Origin of the sequence: Candidatus Profftella armatura (genome assembly GCF_000441555.1) — a bacterium.
Taxonomy (GTDB): Bacteria; Pseudomonadota; Gammaproteobacteria; order Burkholderiales; family Burkholderiaceae; genus Profftella; species Profftella armatura.
In genome coordinates this window covers 230,695-257,509 of the sequence record NC_021885.1, presented here as the reverse complement: position 1 = coordinate 257,509, position 26,815 = coordinate 230,695, and the positions used below count along the sequence as shown (strand labels likewise).

1 pseudogene is annotated in these 26,815 nt (G+C 23.3%); it reads right to left on the bottom strand.

Going from position 1 to position 26,815, the window contains the following annotated elements:
• Positions 1–784: 784 nt before the first annotated feature.
• A pseudogene (locus SSDC_RS02140) lies at positions 785–26,815 on the bottom strand (amino acid adenylation domain-containing protein); the annotation flags it as partial.

Here is a 26,815-nt window from a genome sequence, read left to right as displayed (position 1 = left end):
GATAATTAACAAAAATATGAATTAATTCTAATGCTTTACTCAAAAATATTGATTCATTATATAAGTTATTTTTTTTGTTTAATAAAATATCGGCAAATAAAAATTTTTTAGAAATACATATTTTTAAAATATTTTTACAATTAATTTTTAGAATATCTAGATCTTTTTGTAATTTATTTAAATCTATTGGATTTTTTATAATACTAATATTATTTAAATCAATTTCTCCTATTTGACAACAGTGTTTTACTATATGAGTAGTATATACTAATTTATTATTTTTTTTATACATATTTATTTTAAGTTTAGTATCTTTATAATTTTCTATTTCAGGTATTTTACCCCATATTATATTTTTTAATGCATTAATAGAATTATTAGTTTTTTTCTCAAGAATGATTCGAGATAAATTCAGAAACAGAATACTAAATTCTATTTTTTTATATTCTGGATTTTTTTCTTGTAAAAAATTAATATTTTTCTTTTCTATCCAATAATGTTCTTTTAAAAATAAATAACCTGGCAAATGAATACGATCAAATTTATTCGGATATAAATTATTCCAAGGTATTATATAACCTTGACAGTATAAATTACCTAATTCTAAAAGATTTTCATAATGTTCTTTTTTTTGTGTTTTTGATAATAAACAACGTTTAGTTAATTTATTTATATATGAATCTATTATTTTATTACTAGTAAATTTATGACTTACTATTCCTTTTAAATAATTAGTATGTAAAATTTTTTCTTTGGAATTTAATGTATCATTTATTATTTTTACAACTTCTTCAATACTAGAAATTATAATTGCACAACGATATTGAAAATGATGTCTTCCTTGCATTAGAGTATAAACAAAATTTTCTATACAAACTGTATTATTTTTTCTTAAAAATAACAATATTTGTTTCATTTTTTCTTTTAAAGAAATTTTTGTTTTAGCAGAAAGAACTACCATATGATATGGGTTTGAAGAAATAAAAGTATTATTTTTAATATTTTTAAAATTAGTAGATATATATTCTTGTAATACAATATGAGCATTAGTTCCGCTCATACCAAAAGCACTTACCGCTCCAATTCTTAATTTCTCATTTACAGTATTCCATTTTTTATTAGATTTATTGATATAAAATGGACTATTTTTTAATATAATATAATTATTTTCTTTTTCGCAATGTAATGATGCGGGAATTATTTTATATTTTATTGATTGAACTAAATTAATTAAACTTACTAAACCAGATGCAGCGAAAGTGTGTCCAATATTACTTTTATTTGAAGTTATTGCGCAAAATTTTTGATTATATGTTTTATTTTTAAATACGTCATGTAAAGCATTAATTTCAACTGGATCTCCTAATTTTGTACCGGTTCCATGTGTTATTATATAATTAATATCTTCTGGATTAAGATTTGATTTTTTATATACAGATTTTATTAATTCAGTTTGCGAAATACCATTTGGAGCAGTAATTCCATTAGTTTTTCCATCATAATTAATACCGCTTCCTCGTATTATAGCATGTATTGGGTCTCCATCAGAAAGCGCTCGAGATAAACGTTTTAATACCACTGCAACTACCGCTTCACTAGGTACTAAACCATTTGCACGTTCATCAAAAACATAACATTTTCCATCAGGAGACAACATTCCAGCACTTGTCATAGCGATATATGCTTCTGGAGATATCATTAAATTAACTCCAGCTGAAATAGCTGTATCACATTCGTGTTGACGTAAACTTTGACAAGCTATATGTGTAGCAACTAAAGATGATGAACAAGCAGTATTAATTGCCATTACAGGACCCTTAAGATCCATAAAATATGCTAAACGTGCTGATAAAATAGCGTTATGAGTTGAAGTTAAATTAACTTGATCGAGACGATCTTGATAATTACTGCCTTCTTCTACACCAACAAACATACCAATTTTTTGATTTGCTATTTGATTTGGACCATAACCAGCATCCTCTAATGCTAACCAGGATTCTTGTAGTAAATGGCGTTGTCTTGGGTCCATTCTTTCTGCTTCTAAAGGAGATATTTCAAAAAATAATGGATCAAATTCATCTATACCTGGAATAGATCCGTACCATTTACTATTAATTTTATTAGATGATTTTATTGGATTTTCATAGTATAGTTTCCAATCAAAAATTTTTTCTGGTATTTCTGAAATAACATCTTTATTATTAATTAATATTTTCCAAAATTCATTTATATTACGTGCCGCCGGAAAACGCCCGCTCATACCAATTATAGCAATTAATTCTTCTGAATTTATATCTGTATTTTTATTTAATATAAAATTAGATTTTTTTGAAACATTTTCATAATTTTCATTAATTTTATTATCATATAAAATTGATATATTTTTAGATTCTGTTTTTAAAGGATATTTATTTCTATAAAATTTAATCATAGTATTATTATGATTTTTAATGAAATATGTGATTAATCGCTCTAATGTTGAGTAACTAAAAAATATTGAAGGCATAATATCAAGCGAATAAAATTTACTTAAAATACGAGAAAATTCAGCTAAACTGATAGAATCAAAACCATAATCTGCTAAATTTTTATTTTTATAAATTTCGCTCTTTTTAGTATTAAGAATGTTACAAATATGATTTTTTATATCATTTTCAATAAATTTTTCAATATTAAAATTATTTATTTTTTTATTTTCAGATACTTTAGGTGCAATATTATTTATTATTTGATTTAATTTTTCTAATTCACCAGATAATACTAAATATTGTATCTTATCTTGTATTAATAATTGTTCAAATAACTTTAAACCATCATTTTCATGTAAAACTTTTTGTTTACTAGATTTAAAATAAAAATCTGTTTGTTCATTATTACCAATTTTAAATTTACTATTGTTCCATAATGGCCAATTAATTGTAATTAATTTATTGGTATATTTTTTATAAATATTTTTATTATTTAAATATTTTGCATATACTGTTTGAAAACGATTTCCCATTGCATAATCACATGAACCAAAATCACCAAGAATTGCAGAAGAAGAAGAAAAATAACAAACAAAATCTAATTTATTTTTTTGTAATTTTAAAATTGTATTTTCTAGAGCATAATTTAATGCTATTGTTCCAGAAATTTTAGAACTTAAAACACTATAGAAATTTTTATAATTTGCTTCTAATATATTAGAGGTTAATCCACTAATTCCAGCAATATGAAGAACACCATCAATAGGACCGATATTATTTATTATTGAATTTATTTCGGATATCATTTTTAATTTATCAGATACATCAACTTGTATATATATAGCTTTGTTATTAAATTTTTTTAATTTTTTATAAATTATAGAATTTAATTTAGAACGACCACTTAATATTAAATTAGTAGAATATTTATTGATTAAGTAATCAGAAAATAACATTCCAAGTCTTCCGGTTCCTCCTGTAATAAGATAAGTCCCTCCTTGTTTAATATAACTATTTTTAAAATCTTTTAAAATGATTGATTTTATATTTAATTGGTAACGAATCAAATCATTTCCATAATACATTATGCTAAATAATTTTGGTTCTTGTAATTCTTTAAAAAGAATATTTATCCAATTTTTTATATTAAAATTAGTTATTTTTTCTGCAAATACTATAGATATTTGTGTTTCTGGCATTATTATATGCAATGAACGCTCAAAAGCAACCCAAGAATTAAAATAACAATAATATAAATCTTCTTCATTTTTTTTATTAATACTTATTCCTGATATAATCAATTTACGTAAATATAATTTAGATTTTTTTACTGCTTGTAAAAAATATATTATTGGCATAATATTATATATACAATTCTTGTCTTCTAATGGCCATAAATAAAAAACAGAATCTATTTTTTTATCTTTTTCATATATTTTATTTAAAATAAATGTATAATCATTAATATTGTCCTTATTAATTTTATAATGAACTGTATCATTAGGAGATATTTTTATATTATCACTTTGCTCAATAAAAATTATATCCGTATAACTACTAATACTTTCTACAATTTTATTTTGAAAATCTTTATTGGAAGAAAAACAAAGTAAATTATTTTTTTTAACTTTAGAAATAGGTAAAGAAATTAATGGAGATTTAACCCATACTTCTTCAAAAGTAAAAATTGATTTTTTATTATATATTTTTTTTTCTTTATTGATTATTGAAATATTATTATATTTATTTACTAATTTTGGTTGTATTGATACCCAATATCTTTGACGATCAAATGGATAAGTTGGTAAACTAATACGATTTGGTTTTAAAATATTATATAATTTATCCCAACTAAATTCATAACCATTAATCCAAGATAATATTAATTTATCATATTTATTTTTTTTAATCCAAGAATCAATAAGAATGGATATATTTTTAGTTTTATTTATTTTTTCTAAATTTTTATTTTCATTATTTTTAGAAAAATTAGTATATATTCCATTAGTTATTTTTTTATTTAAATAATCTTGTAATTTTTTAATTAAATCTTCATATGAATTTACATAAATCGCTAATCTATACTTCATTGCCTCACGTCCAACTTGTAAAGTATAAGCCAAATCACATAAAGAAAAATTATTTTTTTCTTTTATTATAAATTCTAATAAAAGTATAACATATTCTTTTAAAGATTTTTTAGTTTTTGCTGAAAGCATTATAATGCGTACTAATACAGTATTTTCTTTTATGTATTTAGTTTTAATATTTTTTCTATATTCTTCAATTATAACGTGAACATTAGAACCACCAACCCCAAAACTACTAACTCCAGCACGACGTGGAATATTATTATCTAATTGAATCCAATCACATGTTTTGTTAACTAAATAAAACGGAGTATTATCTAATTTTAAATAAGAATTTGGTATTTTTAAATGAGGATTTCCTGGTATTTTTTTATATTTTAACATTAATAAAACTTTAATAACTCCAATAACACCAGATGCAGCTTCTAAATGCCCGATATTAGCTTTAACAGATCCTAACCCACAATATGGTTTTAATAGTGGAGTTTTATAATATTCATGAAGTTCACTAAATGCAGATTTAAGTCCATTAACTTCAATTGGATCACCTAATTTTGTACCGGTTCCATGTGCTTCAATATAATTAATAGTGTAAGGATTAATATTAGCTCTACGATAAACATCTATTAACAATTGTTTTTGTGCCAACATATTTGGAGAAGTTGGAGAAGAGGAATGCCCACCATGATTTTCAAAATTTCCACGAAAAATACCATAAATATGATCATTATCAATAATTGCATTTTTTAATGGTTTTAATAAAATAACTCCCACTCCCTCGCTACGTACATAACCATTTGCTCTTTGATCAAATGTCATACAACGGCCGTTTTCACTTAATAATCCAGCTTTACTTGATGCGATCGTAATATTTGGATTGGCTAATATATTTACCCCTCCTGCTAATGCTAAATCACAATTTTTTAAATGTAAACTTTCTATAGCACGATTAATTGCAATTAATGAACTTGAACATGCAGTATCTATAACCTCACTAGGTCCATGAAAATTAAATAAGTAAGAAACCCGGTTAGCAATCATAAAAGGAAATGGTTCTGCTAATGATTTAACTAATCCTTTATGTCTTGCCTCATTAAGAATATCTTTGTAATCAGCGGTAGAAACTCCAGCAAAAATAGCAGTTTTACTTCCGGAAAGCTTGCTTGGTGGATAACCAGCATCTTCTAAAGCTGCCCATGTTGTTTCTATAAAAAGTCGAAGTTGAGGATCCATGACTTCAGCTTCAGCAGGTGAAATTCCAAAAAATTTAGCATCAAAACAATCTGCATCATATAAAAATCCCCCCCATTTTACTTTTGTTTTACCTGATTCTAAATGAGGATCTCCATAAATGGCTTTCCAATCCCATCTACTTGTAGGAACCTCAGTAATTGCATCCTCATTATTTTCTAATTTCCTCCAAAAATCATTAATATTTTTAGATCCAGGAAATTTTCCCCCAATTCCAATAATTGCAATAGTATTTGTATCGATATCTTCTAAAGAATTCTTTAAATTTAATAATTTATTTTCATGTTTTATATAATTTGATTTATGTTTTTTTATTAATTCAGATTTATGATGAGTTAACAAGTAAGATTCCAAGTCAATTAGAGTTTGTATTTCAAAAAATAATGTAGGCATAAGTACTAATTCATAAGTTTTATTTAATACATTTGCAAATTCAGTAAAACTAATTGAATCAAAACCATAAGCAGATAAATTTTTTTGAAATGATATTTTTTCATGTGGTATATGTTGAACTTTTGCTACTATATTAATTAATTCAGAACGCACCATTTCTGATAATTTATTTTCATGTTTTATATAATTTGATTTATGTTTTTTTATTAATTCAGATTTATGATGAGTTAACAAGTAAGATTCCAAGTCAATTAGAGTTTGTATTTCAAAAAATAATGTAGGCATAAGTACTAATTCATAAGTTTTATTTAATACATTTGCAAATTCAGTAAAACTAATTGAATCAAAACCATAAGCAGATAAATTTTTTTGAAATGATATTTTTTCATGTGGTATATGTTGAACTTTTGCTACTATATTAATTAATTCAGAACGCACCATTTCTGATAATTTATTTTCATTTTGTGTTAATTTTGTATTTTTATCAATATTAAATTTTACTATTTCTTTTTCATTATTTGTAAAATTTACATAAGTAGAATCTTTTTTAAATGATAGTAAACGTTTTTTAATTACTGAATAATCTCCAAAAGCTATTAATATTTGGTTATAATTCTTAGAAAAAACATTTTCAAAAGCGATTAATCCAGAAATATTGTCCATTGCGGTCATGCCGGTTGCTTTTTTCATTAATTTTTCATTAGCTACATTCATTTGCATACCACCCTCTAACCATAAAGGCCAATTCAAAGATAATGTTTTTCCTGATCTTTTTCCAGAATACATGCATTGATTACGATAATCAGCAAATGCATCCATAAAAGAATTACCTGTTGAATAATCAGATTGACCTATATTACCAAAAAATCCAGCTATTGAAGAAAATAATATTATATAATTTATTGATAAATTTAAAGTAGCTACATCTATATTTAGTAAACCGGTAATTTTTGGACAAACAACGCGCATAAACTGTGATGTTGTTTTATTAATAATATAATTATCTTCAATAATTCCAGCGCAATGAATAATACCATCTAATTTTCCATATTTTCTTTTAATAATAGATAAAGTAGTGTTAATAGATTCAATTTCTGAAATATTAGTTTTTAAATAAGATATATTTATATTTTTATTTTTTAATTTTTCTATAAATTTTAAATTTTTATCATTTAATTCAGATCGACCACTTAATATTAAGTGAGATTTTTTAATAATTCCCAAATAATTAGCTAATAAACGCCCAATTCCTCCCATTCCACCAATAACCCAAATTACATCATTTTCTTTAATATTTAAAAGTATATTTTCTTTATTATTTTTAATATCAATTTCACATAATTTTCGTACCTTACGTTTTCCTTCTTTAGGAAAACAAATTTCTACGTCAGTAGATATAGATGAAATTTCAGTAGAAATATTAAATATTAAATTTGATAATTTTTTATCGGAATTATCTGTTTTTATAATTGGATAATAAATAATTTTTGCTGATAATTTTGTATATTCAAAACAAGCTGTCTTTAAAAAACCAGATATACTGCCTCCATATAAAAAAGCTTTTTTTTCTAATGGTATTAATAATATTAAAGATTGAATAATATTATTATTTTCTTTTAAAATATTTTTGCAGTACTTAAATATATATTTTAAAAATTTTTCAAAAAATATATTTTTTTCAATATCATTTGTATTTTTCTCAAAAATAATATCGATAATAGAATTAGGCCAAGCATTATATAATGCATTTTGCAATTGAATATTTTTTTCTATAAGAAGAAATCTTGGTTTAGAGATATTATTAATATTTTTTGTTTTAGAACTTAATTTTTCACTTTTCCATTTTGGGGTAGCATATAATAAATTATATTTAGGTTTTTTAAAGATTAAAGTTAAATCTAATAAGGATATTAATAATGTACCTTTTGTATTAAATATTTGAATATTAAAAAATTCTAAATTCTCAGATAATGTAAAATTTTTTGATTTTTTTATATATACATATAGTTTCTTTGAAAAAGATAATATATTATGAATTTTAAATATTTTTAAACTAAATGGCATTGGTAAATTTTGTATTAATTTAGATTTATCACGATTGATAATTGACCAAATTACACTACTTAAAATTGCTCCATTTAATAAACTTGGATGAAATACATAATTATTATTTTTATCTAAAAATTTTTCTGGAAAATTTAATAAAGCTAATGCTTCTTTATTATTAGAATATAATTTATAAATACTCATTAAAGATGGGCCATGAGTATATTGAAGTATATAATTACACTGCTGATAATTTAATACAGAATTACAACGAGATTTTAATAATTTAATATCTGATATACAAAAATCTGTTACTTGTTGATTTTTTGATATGTGATCACTATCAGAATTATCTATAATAAAGTTACCTTGACAATAAACATCTTTACTTTGAGAATCAAAAATAATATATTTTTCAATTCTATTAATATTTTTAAAAATTAATTGAGTTATTAATGTATTATTTTTTTTAATAAATAAAATTTTTGGCCAAATAATATTACTTAAACCTGTTATTTTAGTATTTTTTGCGGCAGCAATATAAGCCATTTCTAAATAAATTACAGCTGGCATTATATTTTTATGGTCTTTTAAAAAAAATTCATTTCCATTAAAATTTGACGTCCATTTAGTTTGATCAAAATCATGTTTTATAAATAAAGGGTGAGAAATAGAATCATTTTTTTTTGAAGAAATAGTATTTATATTATTATCTATTAAAACTCGTGAGGTAAATCCTATTATTCGAATCCTAATTTCTCCATTATTTGTGCATAAATCAATATTAAGACGCTGTATATTGTTATTATTTTCTTTAAAAGATTTATGATCACTATGACGTATCCAAACCCACATTTCTTTTTCACACTTACCAAAAATTTCTAATTCTTCTAAAGAAAAGGGTAATAATGATTTTTTATCATCAAAATTATTATTGTTTAATTTTAAAGCAACACTGGCTTGAAATGCTCCATCCATTAATGATGGGTGGATTGTATAAGAGTCACATGTATCTTTAATTATATCCGGTAAACATAAATAAGCTAATACTTGATTTTCTATACAGTAAATTATCTTTAAACTTTTATGAGAAGGACCGTAAAAAATATTCATTTTCTCTAAAATCATATAACATTTATCAACTTCTACTTCAAAATTTTTAAAAATATTTTTTAAATTTGATAAATTTAAATATATAGATTCTGATTTTGATGATACTATATACGCTAATCCTTGATTATGTAATAATTTATCTTTATTTAAAGACATATCATTACTATAAATTGAATAATTAATTAAATTATCTGATTTTTTTGTTAAATTTATAGAAATATTTAATAATTTATTACTAATAAAAGCAGGTCTAATCCAAATAATATTTTTAAACTTAAATATTTTTTTATCTTTAGAAAAATTATTTATTGAATAATTTACTGAAAAATACGCTATTTCCAAATAAGTTACACCTGGTAACATTTTATAATTATTTATTATATGATCGGATAAGAAAAATTCATTACCATGAAATGTAGAAATAAAACATTGTTTATTTAATGTAGAAACATTTTCATGAACTAATGGATGTAAGGTATTTTTTTTAAAAATTGGTAGTATATTTTTTTTAATTTTTATATTACTTGGTTTCCAATAATGTTCTTTTTCAAATGGATAAGTAGGTAAATGAATACGATTATAATTTTTATTTTTTATGTAAAGTTTTTTCCAGTCAATAAAAACTCCTTTTACCCAAGCATTAGCTAATTTTTTTAAATTACTACAAAATAACCATTCTTTAACAATATTATCTTTTATAGTTATTTTATTAACTGATTCCAAATCATTAATCCATATATTATCTTCAAAAAATTTATTATTTATATCAAAATTATTTTTTATTATTTTTTTTAAGAATTTAATCAAATGATTTAAATCATTAACTATAAATGCAATTCTGAATTCCATAGAATCTCGCCCAACTTGTAAAGTATAAGCAATATTAGACAATAAATTTTCTAAATTTTTAACAAAATTATTTTTAGATAAAATTTTTGTTATAAATTCGACTAATTTTTTAATATATTCTAATAATCTATCTTTGTTTTTTGCTGATAAAATAATTAATTGTGATGAATTATTTTTAGAAAAATTAATAATATTTTTTTTTAAAAATACAAATTCTTCTACAACTAAATGAGCATTAGTACCACTATGGCCAAATGAATTTATTGCCGCCATTAATGGTTTCTTATCAATTGAATTCCATAAAGATGTTTTGATGTTTGGGTAAAATGGAGAATTTTCAAATTGAATTAATGGATTAAGTTTTTTAAAATTTCGTAATCCAGGTAATTTATGATTTTTTAGTGATAATAACACAGTAATTAATCCTGTTACTCCTGCATTAGCAGAAGTGTGACCAATATATGATTTAACACTACCAACTGCACAATAATTAGTTTTTGTGGTAAATTTTTTAAATGCATTTACTAATGCATTAGCTTCAACAGGATCACCTAATTTTGTACCAGTTCCATGCGCTTCAATATATGTAATTCGCTCAGGATTAATCTTATATTTTTTATAAATACTAGTAATAAGTTTTTGTTGAGCAATACCACTAGGAGCAGTAATTCCATTACTAGCACCATCTTGGTTAATACCAGAGGCTCTAATAATTCCATAAATTTGATCTTTATCTATTATTGCTTTTTTTAATAATTTTAAAACTACTATACCTACCCCTTCTGATAAAACCATACCATCAGCTTTAGAGTCAAAAGTATTACAAATACCACTATAACTAAGCATATGAGTTTGCGCAAGTCCAATTAAAATTGTTTGATTCATAACAGCAAATACTCCACCAGCTAATGCTAAATTAGTTTCACCATTTCGTAAACTTTGACAAGCTAAATGAATAGCTACTGCTGAAGATGAACAACCAGTATTAACCACAAAAGATGGGCCTCTCAAATTTAAAAAATAAGAAAGCCTTGAGGCTACAATAGCATCAGATGCTCCAGTAAAGGTTTCATAAATATAAGAAGTAGGTTCAGCACCAATAAAAATACCCGTAAGACTGTCTGACAATGTTCTTGGATTATAACCAGCATCTTCTATAGCTTTCCATCCTTCTTGAAGGATTAAACGTTGATGTGGATTCATTGATTTAGCATCACGTGGTGAAATATTAAAGAACATTGGGTCAAAACAATCACGAGAAGATAAAATACCCCCCCATTTACAATAAGTTTTTTCTTTTTGTGGTTTTATATTATAGTATTTAGAGTCTAAATAGTTTGAAGGTAATTCTATTATAGGATTGATTCCAGAAATTATATTTTCCCAAAAAACATTAACATTTTCTGCGCCAGGAAATTGACCAGATAATCCAATTATTGCAATTCCATCTAAATTTAATTCTGAGAATGAAGAATTCTTAATGATAGGAATAGAAGAAAAATTTGTTTTAGAATGAATATTATCTTTATTTAAACTATTGTTTTGATTATTAACAATAGATTTTTCTAATTTTTCTTTTGATATAGTGGTTAAATATTTTTTTTCTATGATTTCTTTATAATTAGTAATGATATATTGAGATAAACTATCAACAGTTGTGTAGTCAAATAAAATAGTTGTATTAAGTTTTAATTTTAAATCATTATTAATTTTTTGAATAAAATTTACTCCTAATATAGAGTCAATACCATAATCTGAAAAAGGTATATTTAATTTAATAATATCAATTTGAATTATTAAAGATTCAGATAAAGCATTCAGAATTGAATTCTGAATAAAATTCATTAAAACAGATTTATCGATATTCTTTTCTGAAATAAAATTTTTATTTTGAATATTATTTTTTAATTTATATGAATTATTTTGAGTTAATAAAGAAGAAGAATGAATATTATCTTTATTTAAACTATTGTTTTGATTATTAACAATAGATTTTTCTAATTTTTCTTTTGATATAGTGGTTAAATATTTTTTTTCTATGATTTCTTTATAATTAGTAATGATATATTGAGATAAACTATCAACAGTTGTGTAGTCAAATAAAATAGTTGTATTAAGTTTTAATTTTAAATCATTATTAATTTTTTGAATAAAATTTACTCCTAATATAGAGTCAATACCATAATCTGAAAAAGGTATATTTAATTTAATAATATCAATTTGAATTATTAAAGATTCAGATAAAGCATTCAGAATTGAATTCTGAATAAAATTCATTAAAACAGATTTATCGATATTCTTTTCTGAAATAAAATTTTTATTTTGAATATTATTTTTTAATTTATATGAATTATTTTGAGTTAATAAAGAAGAAGAATGAATATTATCTTTATTTAAACTATTGTTTTGATTATTAACAATAGATTTTTCTAATTTTTCTTTTGATATAGTGGTTAAATATTTTTTTTCTATGATTTCTTTATAATTAGTAATGATATATTGAGATAAACTATCAACAGTTGTGTAGTCAAATAAAATAGTTGTATTAAGTTTTAATTTTAAATCATTATTAATTTTTTGAATAAAATTTACTCCTAATATAGAGTCAATACCATAATCTGAAAAAGGTATATTTAATTTAATAATATCAATTTGAATTATTAAAGATTCAGATAAAGCATTCAGAATTGAATTCTGAATAAAATTCATTAAAACAGATTTATCGATATTCTTTTCTGAAATAAAATTTTTATTTTGAATATTATTTTTTAATTTATATGAATTATTTTGAGTTAATAAAGAAGAAGAATGAATATTATCTTTATTTAAACTATTGAAACTATTTTGACGAATAATTCCATTACTATGCGCAACAATAATTTGTTGCCCGAGTTTATGTTCTCTAATAACTGGAAATGATATATTATGATAACCTTCTTGTTGTAATAATAAAAACCAATCTTGAGCATATAGTCCTGGACTACCTGGAATACGTAAATATGTATCCTCAGCTAAAGACCATCCATCAATTAAACCAAATAAAACAGACGCAAATATAGTTTTATTACTAATTTCATTTAATATTGCAATACCGTTTATTTTTAATGCAGCTTTTACATTTCGTATAGTATTACGTATATTTTTAGTAGCATGAAGAACATTAGTTGCAATAACAATATCATAATCACCGATATTAATATCTTGTGAAATTAATGATTTTTCAATATTCCATAATTTATAAACTAAATAAGGATATTTTGATCCATAAAATTTATATGCATGATTTAAAAAAGATTTTGATATATCTGTATAACAATATTCATTTATATAATTACTCCATGGTTCTAATTTTTTCAAAATAGTTGAAGTAGTACCACCAGTTCCTGCTCCAATTTCAATAATTTTTATACCGTCCGTTAAATTATTTTTTATTTTATTTTTAATATAAGAATTTACAATATTAGAAACTACATCATTAAAATAATCACAAATACAATTATTTTTATATAAACCCTCAATTTTTTCCATAGAACCGTTTGGAAAAAGAATATCAGTTATTAAAATATCTCCATGAAGAATTTTAGGTAATTCTTTTAAACAATCATTAACTAAAATTGCTAATGTATGAGTTTCAGGTTTTTCTAAAAAATATGTTTTTCTTTTTTTCCAAGCCATCCAAGTTTTGGTATATGATAATTCCATATCAGAAATATTTTTATTTACTGATATAGTATCTTGAAAAGTAATTAAATAATTATATTCATGTAAAATATTTAAAATCTCTTTCCACCAAACAATATATTTATCTAAAATACCAGCTTGATTTTTTACATAAATAGCATTATTTTTCTTTAAATAATTGCAATTTACTTTAAAAATACCAAGCAACCGTAATTGAACAAATAATAAACGAATAATCCAATAATTTAATTCTTCAGTATACTTACTTTTTAATGGAATTTTTAAATTTCTTAAAGAATTAAAATCATTTAAAATATTTTTTTCTATATTAGAAATATTATTTGGTAATACAATAGCAAATTCTTTATTAGAGTAAATATTAATAAATTCAGGTTTATTTGTGCGTGTTATAGCTAATTGCTGGAATTCTGTTATATTACCAAGAAAAAGTTTTAATATATTCATTCCCTCTTCTTTATTAATTGATTCTACACCACGTTTTTCAATTAATTTTTTTAATGCACTGGAAATTCTTATCCCCCCTCCTATATTCCAATAACCCCAATTAATTGTTTTTACCACACAATCCCATTTTTTATTTATTTTTTTTGAAAATGCGTCACTAAAAGTACAACTAGATACATAAGCTGACATCCCACCAGGTTTTTCAAAAGATATCATTGATGAAAAATAAATAATAAAATCAAGTCGTTCTTTATAAAAACATTTTTCTATGGATAAACTAACATCATGTTTAGTTGATAAAATATTAATAAATAAATCCTCAGACATTTCTTTAAACGAAAGATCATAATCACTTAATGTTGAAACAACAATACCATTTATATGATCAAAATCTTTTTTTATTTTCTGATATGTTGAGAATAAAATATTAGAATTACGTGCATCTGCTTGAATATATATAGGACAAATTCCATTATATTTAATAGATATATTATTTATTTTTTCTTGTAAGATGTTATTTTTAGGAGATCTACCAATCCATATAATTTTGGCTTCGTAATTTTTAATCATAAATTCACTCCATATACTCCCTACTCCCCCAGCTCCACCAATAACTAAGTAAATTCCATTTTTACGATAAATATCTTTTGAAATATAAAAATTTAGTGGAATTAATTTTTGAAAAAACCAATTATATTTTCTGCGAGCAATACTTATATTTTTAACTCCTAATAATTGATACCATAATGATACAGACCAATTAATAACATTATTATTAATCATATCTATTGCTTTTATGCTCCACATAGGGTATTCCTGTGCTATACTACTTACTAAACCATGTATAGAAGCATGATGTGGATTTATTTCATCATAATCGCATATAAATAAACCTTGAATAGTTACAATAGTTATTTTAAGATCAATATTTTCATAACCTTCTTTTAAAAGAACTTTAATTAATCTAAATAACTGTATAATAACATTATTTTTATGTGAGTTATTAATATCATAAACAGGAACTATCCATACAATATGATCAAATTTATTAATATCATGAAATTTATTTGATATGGTTGAAATATCTTTTTCTAAAATGGAATTTAATTCCAATATTATAGAATAATATTTACTTATTTCCTTTTTTTGCTCAATATTTCCGCCTAATATGATTATTTTTTTTGCATTATTAATTTTAAAATCATTAATTAATTCCTCAATATTTAATATATCCCATACCGGTAATAATTTTATTAATTTACTATTATTTATTTGATTATTATTTTCTTTTAAATAATTATTTTTTTTATTTTGAGGCATAATAGAGTCCATCCAATATTTATATTTTTTAAATGGATATAATGGTAATTGAATACGTTTTGGTTTATATTTTTCATTTAAATATAATATTTCCCAATCTATTTTTAATCCTTTAACCCAAAAAGGTAATAGTTTATTAAATTTACGTAATATAATCCATTTTTTAATAGTTTCTTTAAATTCTGCATCATCTGATAACATGGCAAAAGAGTCTTTATCAATATTTATTTGATCTGTATAAATTTCTAAATTTGAATTATAAACATTTTCTTTTAAAAAATAATTTAATTTATTCTTTAATTCTTCGATTGATTTTATTATTATTCCTAAACGTTCATCCATATGCTCTCTACCAACTTGTAGTGTATAAGCAATATCTTTTAAATAATTATTATCAAATAAATTATATTTTTTAAGCCATATTAAAAAGTTAGTAACTACTTTTTTAAGACGTTCTTTGTTTTTTGCTGTTAATAAAATAATTATTGGGAAATTTACAGTATTTTTAATTTCAATATTAATTTTATTTTGAGTAGAAATATATTCTTCTACTAATAAATGCGCATTAGAGCCACCAGCACCAAATGATGATAAACTTGCTATTCTAGGATATTTTTTATTTTTATTATTAATTTTAATAACTGGTTTATTCCAATTTTCTAATTTTTGTTGAATAAAAAATGGAGAAGTTTCTAAATTAATATTTGGATTAATTTCGCGCGCATGTAGACTAGGAACTAATTTTTTATAACGCATTTGTAAAATAATTTTACTTAAACCAGCAATTCCGGCCGCGGCTTCTAAATGACCTAAATTGGATTTTATTGATCCTAAACTACAAAATTTAATATCCATTGTATATCTACGAAATGCTTCAGTTAATCCGGTAATTTCAATTGGATCACCAAGTTCTGTTCCAGTTCCATGTGCTTCAACATAACTAATAGCTCGAGCATTAATTCCAGATTTTTTAATATTCATATAAATTAATTCTGTTTGAGCATTAGGATTAGGCACTGTATAACCATTAGTTTTTCCACCATGATTAATACTACTTCCTCTAATTATTGCGTAAATTGAATCTCTATCTATTATTGCTTTTGATAATCTTTTTATTAATACCGCTCCAACTCCTTCTCCTGGAACAAAACCATTTCCACCTTTACCAAAACTTCTACATTTTCCATCATTTGACAACATATAAGACGAACAAAGATTAATATAAGTTGATGGATGTAAATATAAATTAACACCTCCTGCAATTGCTATATCACATTCACCTTGTCTAATATGCTGGCAAGCTTCATGAATTGCGGTTAATGATGATGAACACATTGTATCTATTGGCATGCTTGGTCCGCTTAAATTTAAAAAATAAGAAACTCGATTAGCAATAGAACTAAATGAAGTGTGAGGAAATACTATTTTTCCTTTTTTTCTAATTTCAGGACCATATAAATCAAAACCAGTTTTTGTAACACCAACAAAAACACCAACTCTAGGTATTTGATTAAAAAATTTTTCTTTTCCCTTTAAGGATTTAAAATGTGATTTACATAAATTTTCGCGCGTTAGTCCAGCGTCCTCTAAAACATGCCATGCACATTGCAAAAATAAACGTTCTTGTGGATCAAGATCTAATGCTTCTTTAGGTGAAATGTTAAAAAATAATGAATCAAAATTTGCAAAACCATTTAAAAATCCCCCCCATTTACTATAACTTTTTCCCATTTGAACAGCTTTTTTTCTATCTTTTTCAAAAAAATTATTTATAGGCCAACGATCTTTTGGAATTTCTGTAATACAATTTTTACCATTTTTTATATTATCCCAAAGATCATCTAATGTATCTGATTTAGGATAATAACCACTAATTCCAATAATACATAATGGTTCTTGTAATGGAGTAAAAAAATAATTATTAGTTAATATATCTTTTTGTTTTTCTGTAGAATTTTTAATATTATTTAATTCTTCATTAATATGAGTATCTAATGATTTTTCTAAAAAATTATTACAATTTTTAAATTTTTTACCCCATATACTACATATATCAGAATAAGAGCTAATTAAATAATTAGATAATGAATCAATAGTTTGATATTGATAAAATAATGTTTTAGAAATATTACCAAAAATTTTTTCTAATTCATGATTAATTTGAGTTATAGCAATTGAATCAACTCCATATTTTTCCATTAATTCAGTTGATTGAATTTTTTCTACTGGAGTTTTTAATATCTTAGATAACAATATTTTTAATTGAAAAATAATTTTTTGTTTTAAATCATAGTTATGATCATTAAATATTTTTTTTGATATTTTTTTTATATTTTTAATATTGGGTTTTTTAAATGTAAGTAATTTTTCTAAAATATTTTTATCTCCTTCTAGTATTAATACTTGAGTATGTTTTAATAACAAACTATGATAAAAACTTATTAATCCAAAATTTTTGCTAATCGCTTTAATTCCAAAATTTTCTTCTACTATATTTTCATTAATTTTATTAATATGCATACCACCATCTTTCCATAGTGGCCAATTCAAAGATAATGTTTTTCCTTTTGCTTTTCCTGATTTTACACGAATGTTTCTTTCATAAGCAAAAGCATCTAAAAAACCATTAGCAGCGCAATAATCTGCTTGCCCAACACTACCAACAATACTTGCTATTGATGAAAAAAGAATAAAGAAATCGATATTTAAATTTCGTGTTGCATAATCTAAATTAAATGCCCCGGCTATCTTATCATAAAGTACAGTTTTAAATTCTTCTATATTTTTTTTAAGAATAAAATTATCACGAATAGATCCAGAAAAATGTATTAACCCGTCTAATTTTTTAAATTTTTTAATAACATCTTGGATTACTAAATTAACATTTTGTAAAGAATTTACATCATATTGATATAAAACAATAGAAATATTTTTATTATATTTAAGATTATTTATACGCATTTCTTGTTCTAGTGTTAATTTAGATCTATGTACTAAAATCAATGTAACAGATCTAAGTTTATTAATAATTTCTTCGGAAAATAATAAAGCAAGATTTCCTGTTCCTCCGCTAAATAAATAAATTCCACCTTCTTTCCAAGGTAAAATTAAATTATCTTTGTCATAATTATTAAATATTTTCCATATAATCTTTTCTCTGTTTTCTCGATAACGAATAAAAAAATCTTTTAAAAAATATCTGTTTTCTATTATTTTTTTTATTAATAATTCGGTAGTATTTTTATCTCCAACATCAATAATTTGAGGAGTTATATTAGGATTTTCTAATTGCGCTGTTTTTAATAATCCTCCTACCCCGGAAAACATAGATTGTGCATGATAATCTACTAGTATTAATTGTATTAATGTTGAATTAACATTATCTAAGATAATATTTTTAATATAATTAAAAATTTTTAAACATACGTCAGTATATTGTTGTATTAATGTATCATTACTATTTAATTTTAATTCAATACATTGACTATCAATCATTTTAGATTGAATTTTATTAAAATTTTCTATATTAAATCCGCATATAAAAACTAAATACCTATTAAAATATAAATTCGAAGAATTTTTATCTAAATAATTAATGTTATGAACATGCCATTTTGGATAAGAAATTATAATTCTTTTGTAATCAATAATTTCATTTTTATTAATATAAAAATATGGTTTATATAAAAAACTATAATTACGTGAATTAAATACTTTTTTTTCATTTTTAGGAATTTCAATCCAATAATGTTCTTTTTTAAATGGATATGTTGGTAAACTAATACGATTTAATTTTTTATTTTTGTGTAATTCTAACCAATCGAATAAAAAACCAGAAACCCAATTAGAAGCAATTTTATTAAAATATTCATAATTCTGGCAAGTATTAATATTAATGTTAATGATAGGTTTTTCTGATTTTATTTTTCCATAAAAACAATTTTCAAAAATATTTTTAACAGAAATAAATTTTTTTAATTTATTTAATAAAATTTCTATACTATCAACAACAAAAGCTACGCGCCAATTCATTGCTTCTCTTCCTGTTTGTAAAGTAAATGCTATATTTTCTAAATTAATTTGAGGAGAATATTTAGAATCAATTATCATTTCTTTTTCTAGATATTTTTTTAAATTTTTCACAATTTTTAATAATTGTATATTAGTTTTCGCTGATAAAATTATAATTTGTGTATTTTTTATTAAATTAGTAGAATTACTATTTTTAAATGCGATTTTATATTTCTCAAGAATAGCATGCGCATTAGTTCCTCCAATTCCAAAAGAACTAATACCGGCTCGAGGTATATTATTATTAGGCCATTTAATTAAACGATCAACAACATAAAAAGCAGTGGATTCAAATTTAATCTCAGGATTTGGTTTATTATAATTAATTGATGGTGGAATTTTATTATATTTTAGACTAAGTGCTAATTTAATAAGACCTATTAAACCAGAAACTGTATCTAAGTGACCAATATTTGATTTTACAGAACCAATTCCACAAAATTGTTTTTTATTAGTATATTTTTTATACGCATCATTTAAAGCGATAATTTCAGCTGGATCTCCTAATTTTGTACCGGTTCCATGCGCTTCAATATAACTAATGGTACAAGGATTAATATCTGTTTTATCTAATACTTTTGTAATAACTTCTGTTTGACCTTTTATCCCCGGTGTATAGAAACCAGATTTTTCAGATCCATCATTATTTATGCAAATTCCTCGTATTATTGCATAAATATGATCACCAGATTTAATTGCATCAATAGCTCTTCTAACCATTATTACGGCAACTCCCTCTCCTCCAACAAGACCATCTGCAGAAAAATCAAAAGCCTTACAATGACCATCGCTAGAAAAATTCATTCCCGGTATATAAGTATGACCAATATTTGGTATTGGAAATAAGCTAGCTCCACCAATTAAAGCATATTTTGCTTCATTTAATTGTAAACTTTGTTTTGCTAAATATAATCCAGATAATGTTGAGGAACAATTTGTATGTATCGATAAACTAGGCCCTTTAAATCCAAGTTGATAAGAAATCATGGTTGAAATAGTTCCAGATTGATTTAGAACCCATGATGAGTATTCATCTTGATGATCACCCATTTCAGAAGTATATAATAAAGTTTTATAAAAGTTATTGCTAACTGACATAAAAACTGCTGTTTCTGGAATTTGACTAGAAATATACCCCGAATCTTCTACTGCTTTCCAAGAATGTTCTAATAATTTACGAAATTGTGGATCCATAAATATAGCATTTTTAGAGGAAATATTAAAAAATTCTGGATCAAAAAGATCTTTTCCCTCAATATTATATTGTATAGGTACAAAATTTTTATCGTTAAGTATATTATTAGGTACTCCGAATTTTCTCAATACATCCAATGATAATTTAGTGGAACTTTCTTTTCCTTCACATAAATTTTTCCAAAATTTTCTATAATTTTTTGCGCCAGGTACATTACAAGAAATACCAATAATAGCAAGACAATCTTTGTAATTATCAAAATTATCAATAATTTTATCATCTGAAACTATTTTTTTAATTTTTGATTTATTTTTTAGTATAAACTTATTATTTTTCTGAAAACAATTACAAATATATAAAGAAATATCTTCTATTGTTGAATATTTAAAAAGATCTGATGTATGAAATTTAATATTAAAATTTTTACTAATTTTTTGCGCTAATATTACTGATAATACTGAATTTCCTCCAATAGCAAAAAAACCATCATTAATTTTTATTCCTTTAATATTAAGTAAATTATACCAAATATTCAGTAATTCATATTGAATCTTTGATTTTAATATATTATTATTTTCATTATTATTAATTTTATTAGTGTTAAATGAATTATCTTGATTAGGATAATCTTGATGAATAATAATTTCACGAGTAATTAATGAGTTACGATTAATTTTACCGTTAGCTAATAATGGAATATCAGGTAAATTTATAAATATAGATGGAATCATGTAAGATGGTAAATATTTTTGAAGATATTTTTTAAGTTCTTCTTTTGAAATTTGTTCTTCGTATTTTTTTGTGTAATAAGCAATTAATTGTTTATTATTTTGCTGATTACGCGCAATTACTACACTATTTTTAATTTTTATATACTTATTTAAAATATTTTCTATTTCACCAAGTTCAATTCTATGTCCTAAAATTTTTACTTGTTGATCTAATCTACCTAAATATTCTAACATACCATTTTTTGACCAACGAACTAAATCACCTGTTTTATAAAATTTAATTTTATCTTTAAAAGCAAAAGTAATAAATTTTTTAGAAGTTAATGATAAATTATTTAAATAACCTTTAGCTAATCCATCTCCACCAATGCATAATTCACCTGGTATACCTATTGGACTTAATTTACCATTTTTATTTAATACTAAAGCCTGTGTATTTGCTATTGGTTTTCCAATAAAAATATTATTATTTTTTATAAAAAAATCATTATTTTCATTTTTAGTATTAATACATGCTATAATAGACCAAATAGTAGTTTCAGTTGGACCAAACATATTCCAAACTTCACTATTAGTCTCTAAAAATTTTTTATTTAAAAATAATGGCATAGATTCACCCCCGCACAATATTTTTAAATTTTCTTTATTTTTCCATTTACAAGAAAAAAGCATAATCCAAGTTGATGGAGTGGCTTGCATTACAGTTGGTTGCAATCTTTTAATTTCTTTTTTTAATTCTATTGCATCGTTTAATTTTTCTGATGGACAAATACAACAACAACCGCCAGTAATTAATGGTAAAAATAATTCTAAATAAGCTATATCAAAACAATAAGTAGTTACTGATAATAAACGATCTTTAGAAGAAAATCCTGGCTTATTAGCCATTGATAATAAAAAGTTCGTTAACGAACGATGTTTTATCATAACTCCTTTAGGAGTTCCAGTACTTCCAGAAGTATATATTATATACGCCAAAGATTTTGAGTTAACTTTAGGTAGTAAAGTTAATTTATTTTCTAAAAAATTCTTCTGTATATTATCTAATTCAATAATAGCAATAGAATTATTTATTTTTTTTTTGTTATAAAGATTCTGTAATCTCTTTAAGAGAACTTTTTCTGTTAAAATTATATCTACTTTACTATCATTAAGCATAAAACATAATCTTTCATCTGGATATAGCGGATCTATTGGTAACCAACATGCCCCAGATTTAGATATACCAAGAAAAATTATAATCATGCTTAACGAACGATTTACACATACAGCAACCAATTTATTTTTTTGCGATGAATCTTTTTTCCATATGCTATAAAGATAAAAAGCTAACTGATTACTTTTTTCATTTAATTCAAAATAAGTTAATTTTTTTTCATTAAAAATTACAGCGATAGAATTTGGGGAGATATGCGCTTGCTTTTCAAAAAAATTATGAAAACAAAGTTCTTTTGGATAATCAACTATAGTTTTATTCCATTTTTCTAATAATTTATATTCCTTATTTAATAGAATTGAAAATTCAGATATAATTAAATTAGAATTTTTTATTATTTCTTCTATAATATAAATAATATGCTCACTCATTCGAGTGATAGTAGATAATTTAAATAAAGTAGGATTATATTTAAAATTTAAAATGAAATTGTTAATTTCTTCTCTAATTTCTAAAACTAATTCATATTCACCTAATTGCATAATTTCTTCGATCATTGTTATTGAAAAATTTTTTTTAAAACGTTTATTAAATTCCAATAAATCATTTTTAGAAAATGCATTTTGATACTCAAAAGCAATTTGAAAAATAGGTGAAAAATTAATATTAGGTTTTATACATAAATCACGAACCATTGCTGAAAAAGGATAGGCTGAATTATCTATTGCGTCAGCTATAATAAATTGTAATCTATCAATAAATTTATTTAATGATTCTTTTGAATCCATTAAATTATTAATGCGTATAGGTAACATATTTATAAAATAACCAACAGAATTTTCAAAAATTTCTTGTGAACGCCCCATTTCTACCATACCAATTATTATTTCATTTTTTCCAGTATATTGAGAAATTAATATGTTAAATACCCCTAAAAACAATGAAGATAAATTAAAATTTTGTTTTTTTGCATAATTTTTAATTTTATGACTTAGAGATGAATTAAGTTTACAAGAATATACCTCTCCCTCGAAAAGACGAGCAGTAGATCTAGGATAATCAGTAAATAATTCAACTGAAGAAATATTTTTTAATTGTTTAATCCAATAATTACGATATTTTTTTCCTTCTGATCCATTTAACATATCAGATTCCCATGATACAAATTTTTCGTATATATTATCAGGATTAATTTTAGAATTTAATACTATTAATTTTGTATCATTTTTATTGGCATTTAATAATTCATTATATGTTTTTATAAAAAAATTAATAGTTGGTAAAAATGACTTACCATCAAAGATTATATGATGTATATTGAATAATAAATAATAATCATTTTCACTCATTAAAAGATATAATCGTATTAATGGACCTTTATCAAGTTGAAATGGTTTTTTTATAATAGTTTTTATATATTCAAATATTTTTTTTTGGTCTTTAATAAAACTTACATCTCTTTTTTTAATGATTATATTTTTATCTAATTTATTTTTTCTTATAACTTTTTTATTTTTTTGTAAAAATATACTGGTTAATATTGGATATTTTTGTAAAGTACATAAAAAAGCTAATTGTAATATATCTGAATTAATTTCTCGAGTTATATGAAAACATATAGGAATATTATAGGCACTCATATTTGGTGTAATTGTCTGTAATACCCATAAGCCCTTTTGATTTTCAGAAAGTGGAAATTGTTTTTTAGAATCTTCGTGATTACTATATTCTAAATGTTCATTTATTTTTTCTTTTTTTGATTCTATTGATATAACAGAGGAATTTAAAATTTCTCCAAAATATTTAGATAATTTATTAATAGTAGGGTTTTTTAATAAATCTCGTCCTTTTGTTTCTATATTAAATTTTTGTGAAATATTCCGCAATAATCTTATCGTAAAAATAGAATCTATTCCAAAATTATACAAATGTTGATTAATATCAATTTTAGATTGGGGTTTTTGTAGCGTATTAGAAATATAATTAATGATATATTCTTTAATTTCTAAAGTATTATTTTTTTTATTTTTCGTTGAAAAAGAAGTTTTTTCTTCATTATATAAATTTTTACAATAATTATTTATCCAATATTTTTGTTTTTCAAATGGATATCCAGGTAATCGAACTCGATATAACTTTTTATTAGAATGAAGTAAATTCCAAGAATAAAATTTTCCTTCTACCCAAAGAGATGCAATATTACTTAGATCAGATTTTGTATATTTCTTTTTTTGAAAAATTTCAAGATTTAATAATTTTTTTTGTGATGTATATGAAATTTCAAATATTCCATAATATACTGGTATCTTATAATCTAAAACATTAAATTTTTTGGATTCAAAAAATTTTTTCAATGCAATTAATAATTCTTTTAAAGATTCGATAACAAAAGAAATTCTATACTTCATTGCCTCACGTCCAACTTGGAGTGTAAATGCAATATCAGATAAACGATAATTTTTATTTTTTTTAGCTAAAAAATTATACAATTTTTTAGTCATAATTATTAAACTAGATTTAGTTTTTGCCGATATTATAATTAACACCGGAACTATATCTTGATCAATATTTAATATTTCTCGTTTATATTCTTCGATTAATAAATGAGAATTAGTACCCCCCATTCCGTAACAATGTATACCCGCTAAACGGCGAGTATTATTCTTATTTTTTAACCAATAAATTGTTTTATTAGCTATTACACAAGGTTGATTTTCACGATCCATGTCTGGATGGTAATTTTTAAATCCAATGACTTTATGAATTAATTTAGTATGCATGCTTCGTATTACTTTGAATAATGCGCCTAAACCTGAAGCAGATTCCATGTGCCCTGTCATTGGTTTTATTGTACTAATATAACAAGTTTTATTTTCGAGTGTTATTTTATTTTGTTTCGCTATACTTTTTAAAGCATAGTTAAAGGATTTCCATTCAGTTAAATCCGATAAAACATTTCCCATTCCCTGAGCTTCAATGTAATTAATATCTCTTGGATCAATATTTACTTTTTGATAGCAATCTTTAATAAGATTAATATGACTTTCCGCATTTGGAGCGGAAATTGATCCTCCGCCTTGACCATTATAATTTACCGAGGAATTTTTAATTAATGCATAAATTAAATCACCATCTTGTATTGCTTTGGATAAAGGTTTAAGTAAGATACTGGATACACCTTCTGCTCGAATATGACCATCTGCATGTGGCCCAAAGGAATTAACTGTATTAGTTGAACTCAATTGTTTAGATGAAGATAGTAATATAAATGGTTCTGGGCGTAATAAAATATTAACAGAACCTACTACCGCTTGTTCAATTTCTCTATTTCGTAAAGCATTCACAGCTCTATGAATTGCAACAGCTGATCCAGGACATTGAGCATCAATAATATCGCTAATACCCCTAAAATCAAAATAATAAGAAATTTTATTAGCCAATAAACAATTTTGCGAATACCATTCATTAACATCAATATTAGCATCTTTTAATACTTGTAAATATTCATTGTCTTGAATTGAAATAAATACACCTGTATTACTTTTTTTTAAAGATTCTGGATTATAACCAGCATCAATTAAAGTTTGATATACTGACATTAATAATAAACGCTGACGAGGGTCCATAATAATGGCTTCTCCCGCTGGAATATTAAAAAAATTAGCATCAAATTCATCTATATTTGGTATAAACCCCCCCCATTTGCTATAATTTTCTTTCATAAATTTTTTATCATATACATTTCGCCAATTAAAGCGACTTTCTGGTATTTCTTCAATTAAAGAAATATCAGAGTCTAATGCTTTCCAAAAAATATCTACTGATTTACTTTTTGGAAACATTCCAGATAAACCTATTATAGCTATAGGTTCCGGTATTAATGATGTTATATTTTTAAAGTTTGTATCTTTGATATTATTAATAGAGTTTGAGGTAGCTTGTAAAATTGCTATTTCAATATCTCTTAGTTTTTGAAGAGTTTTCAT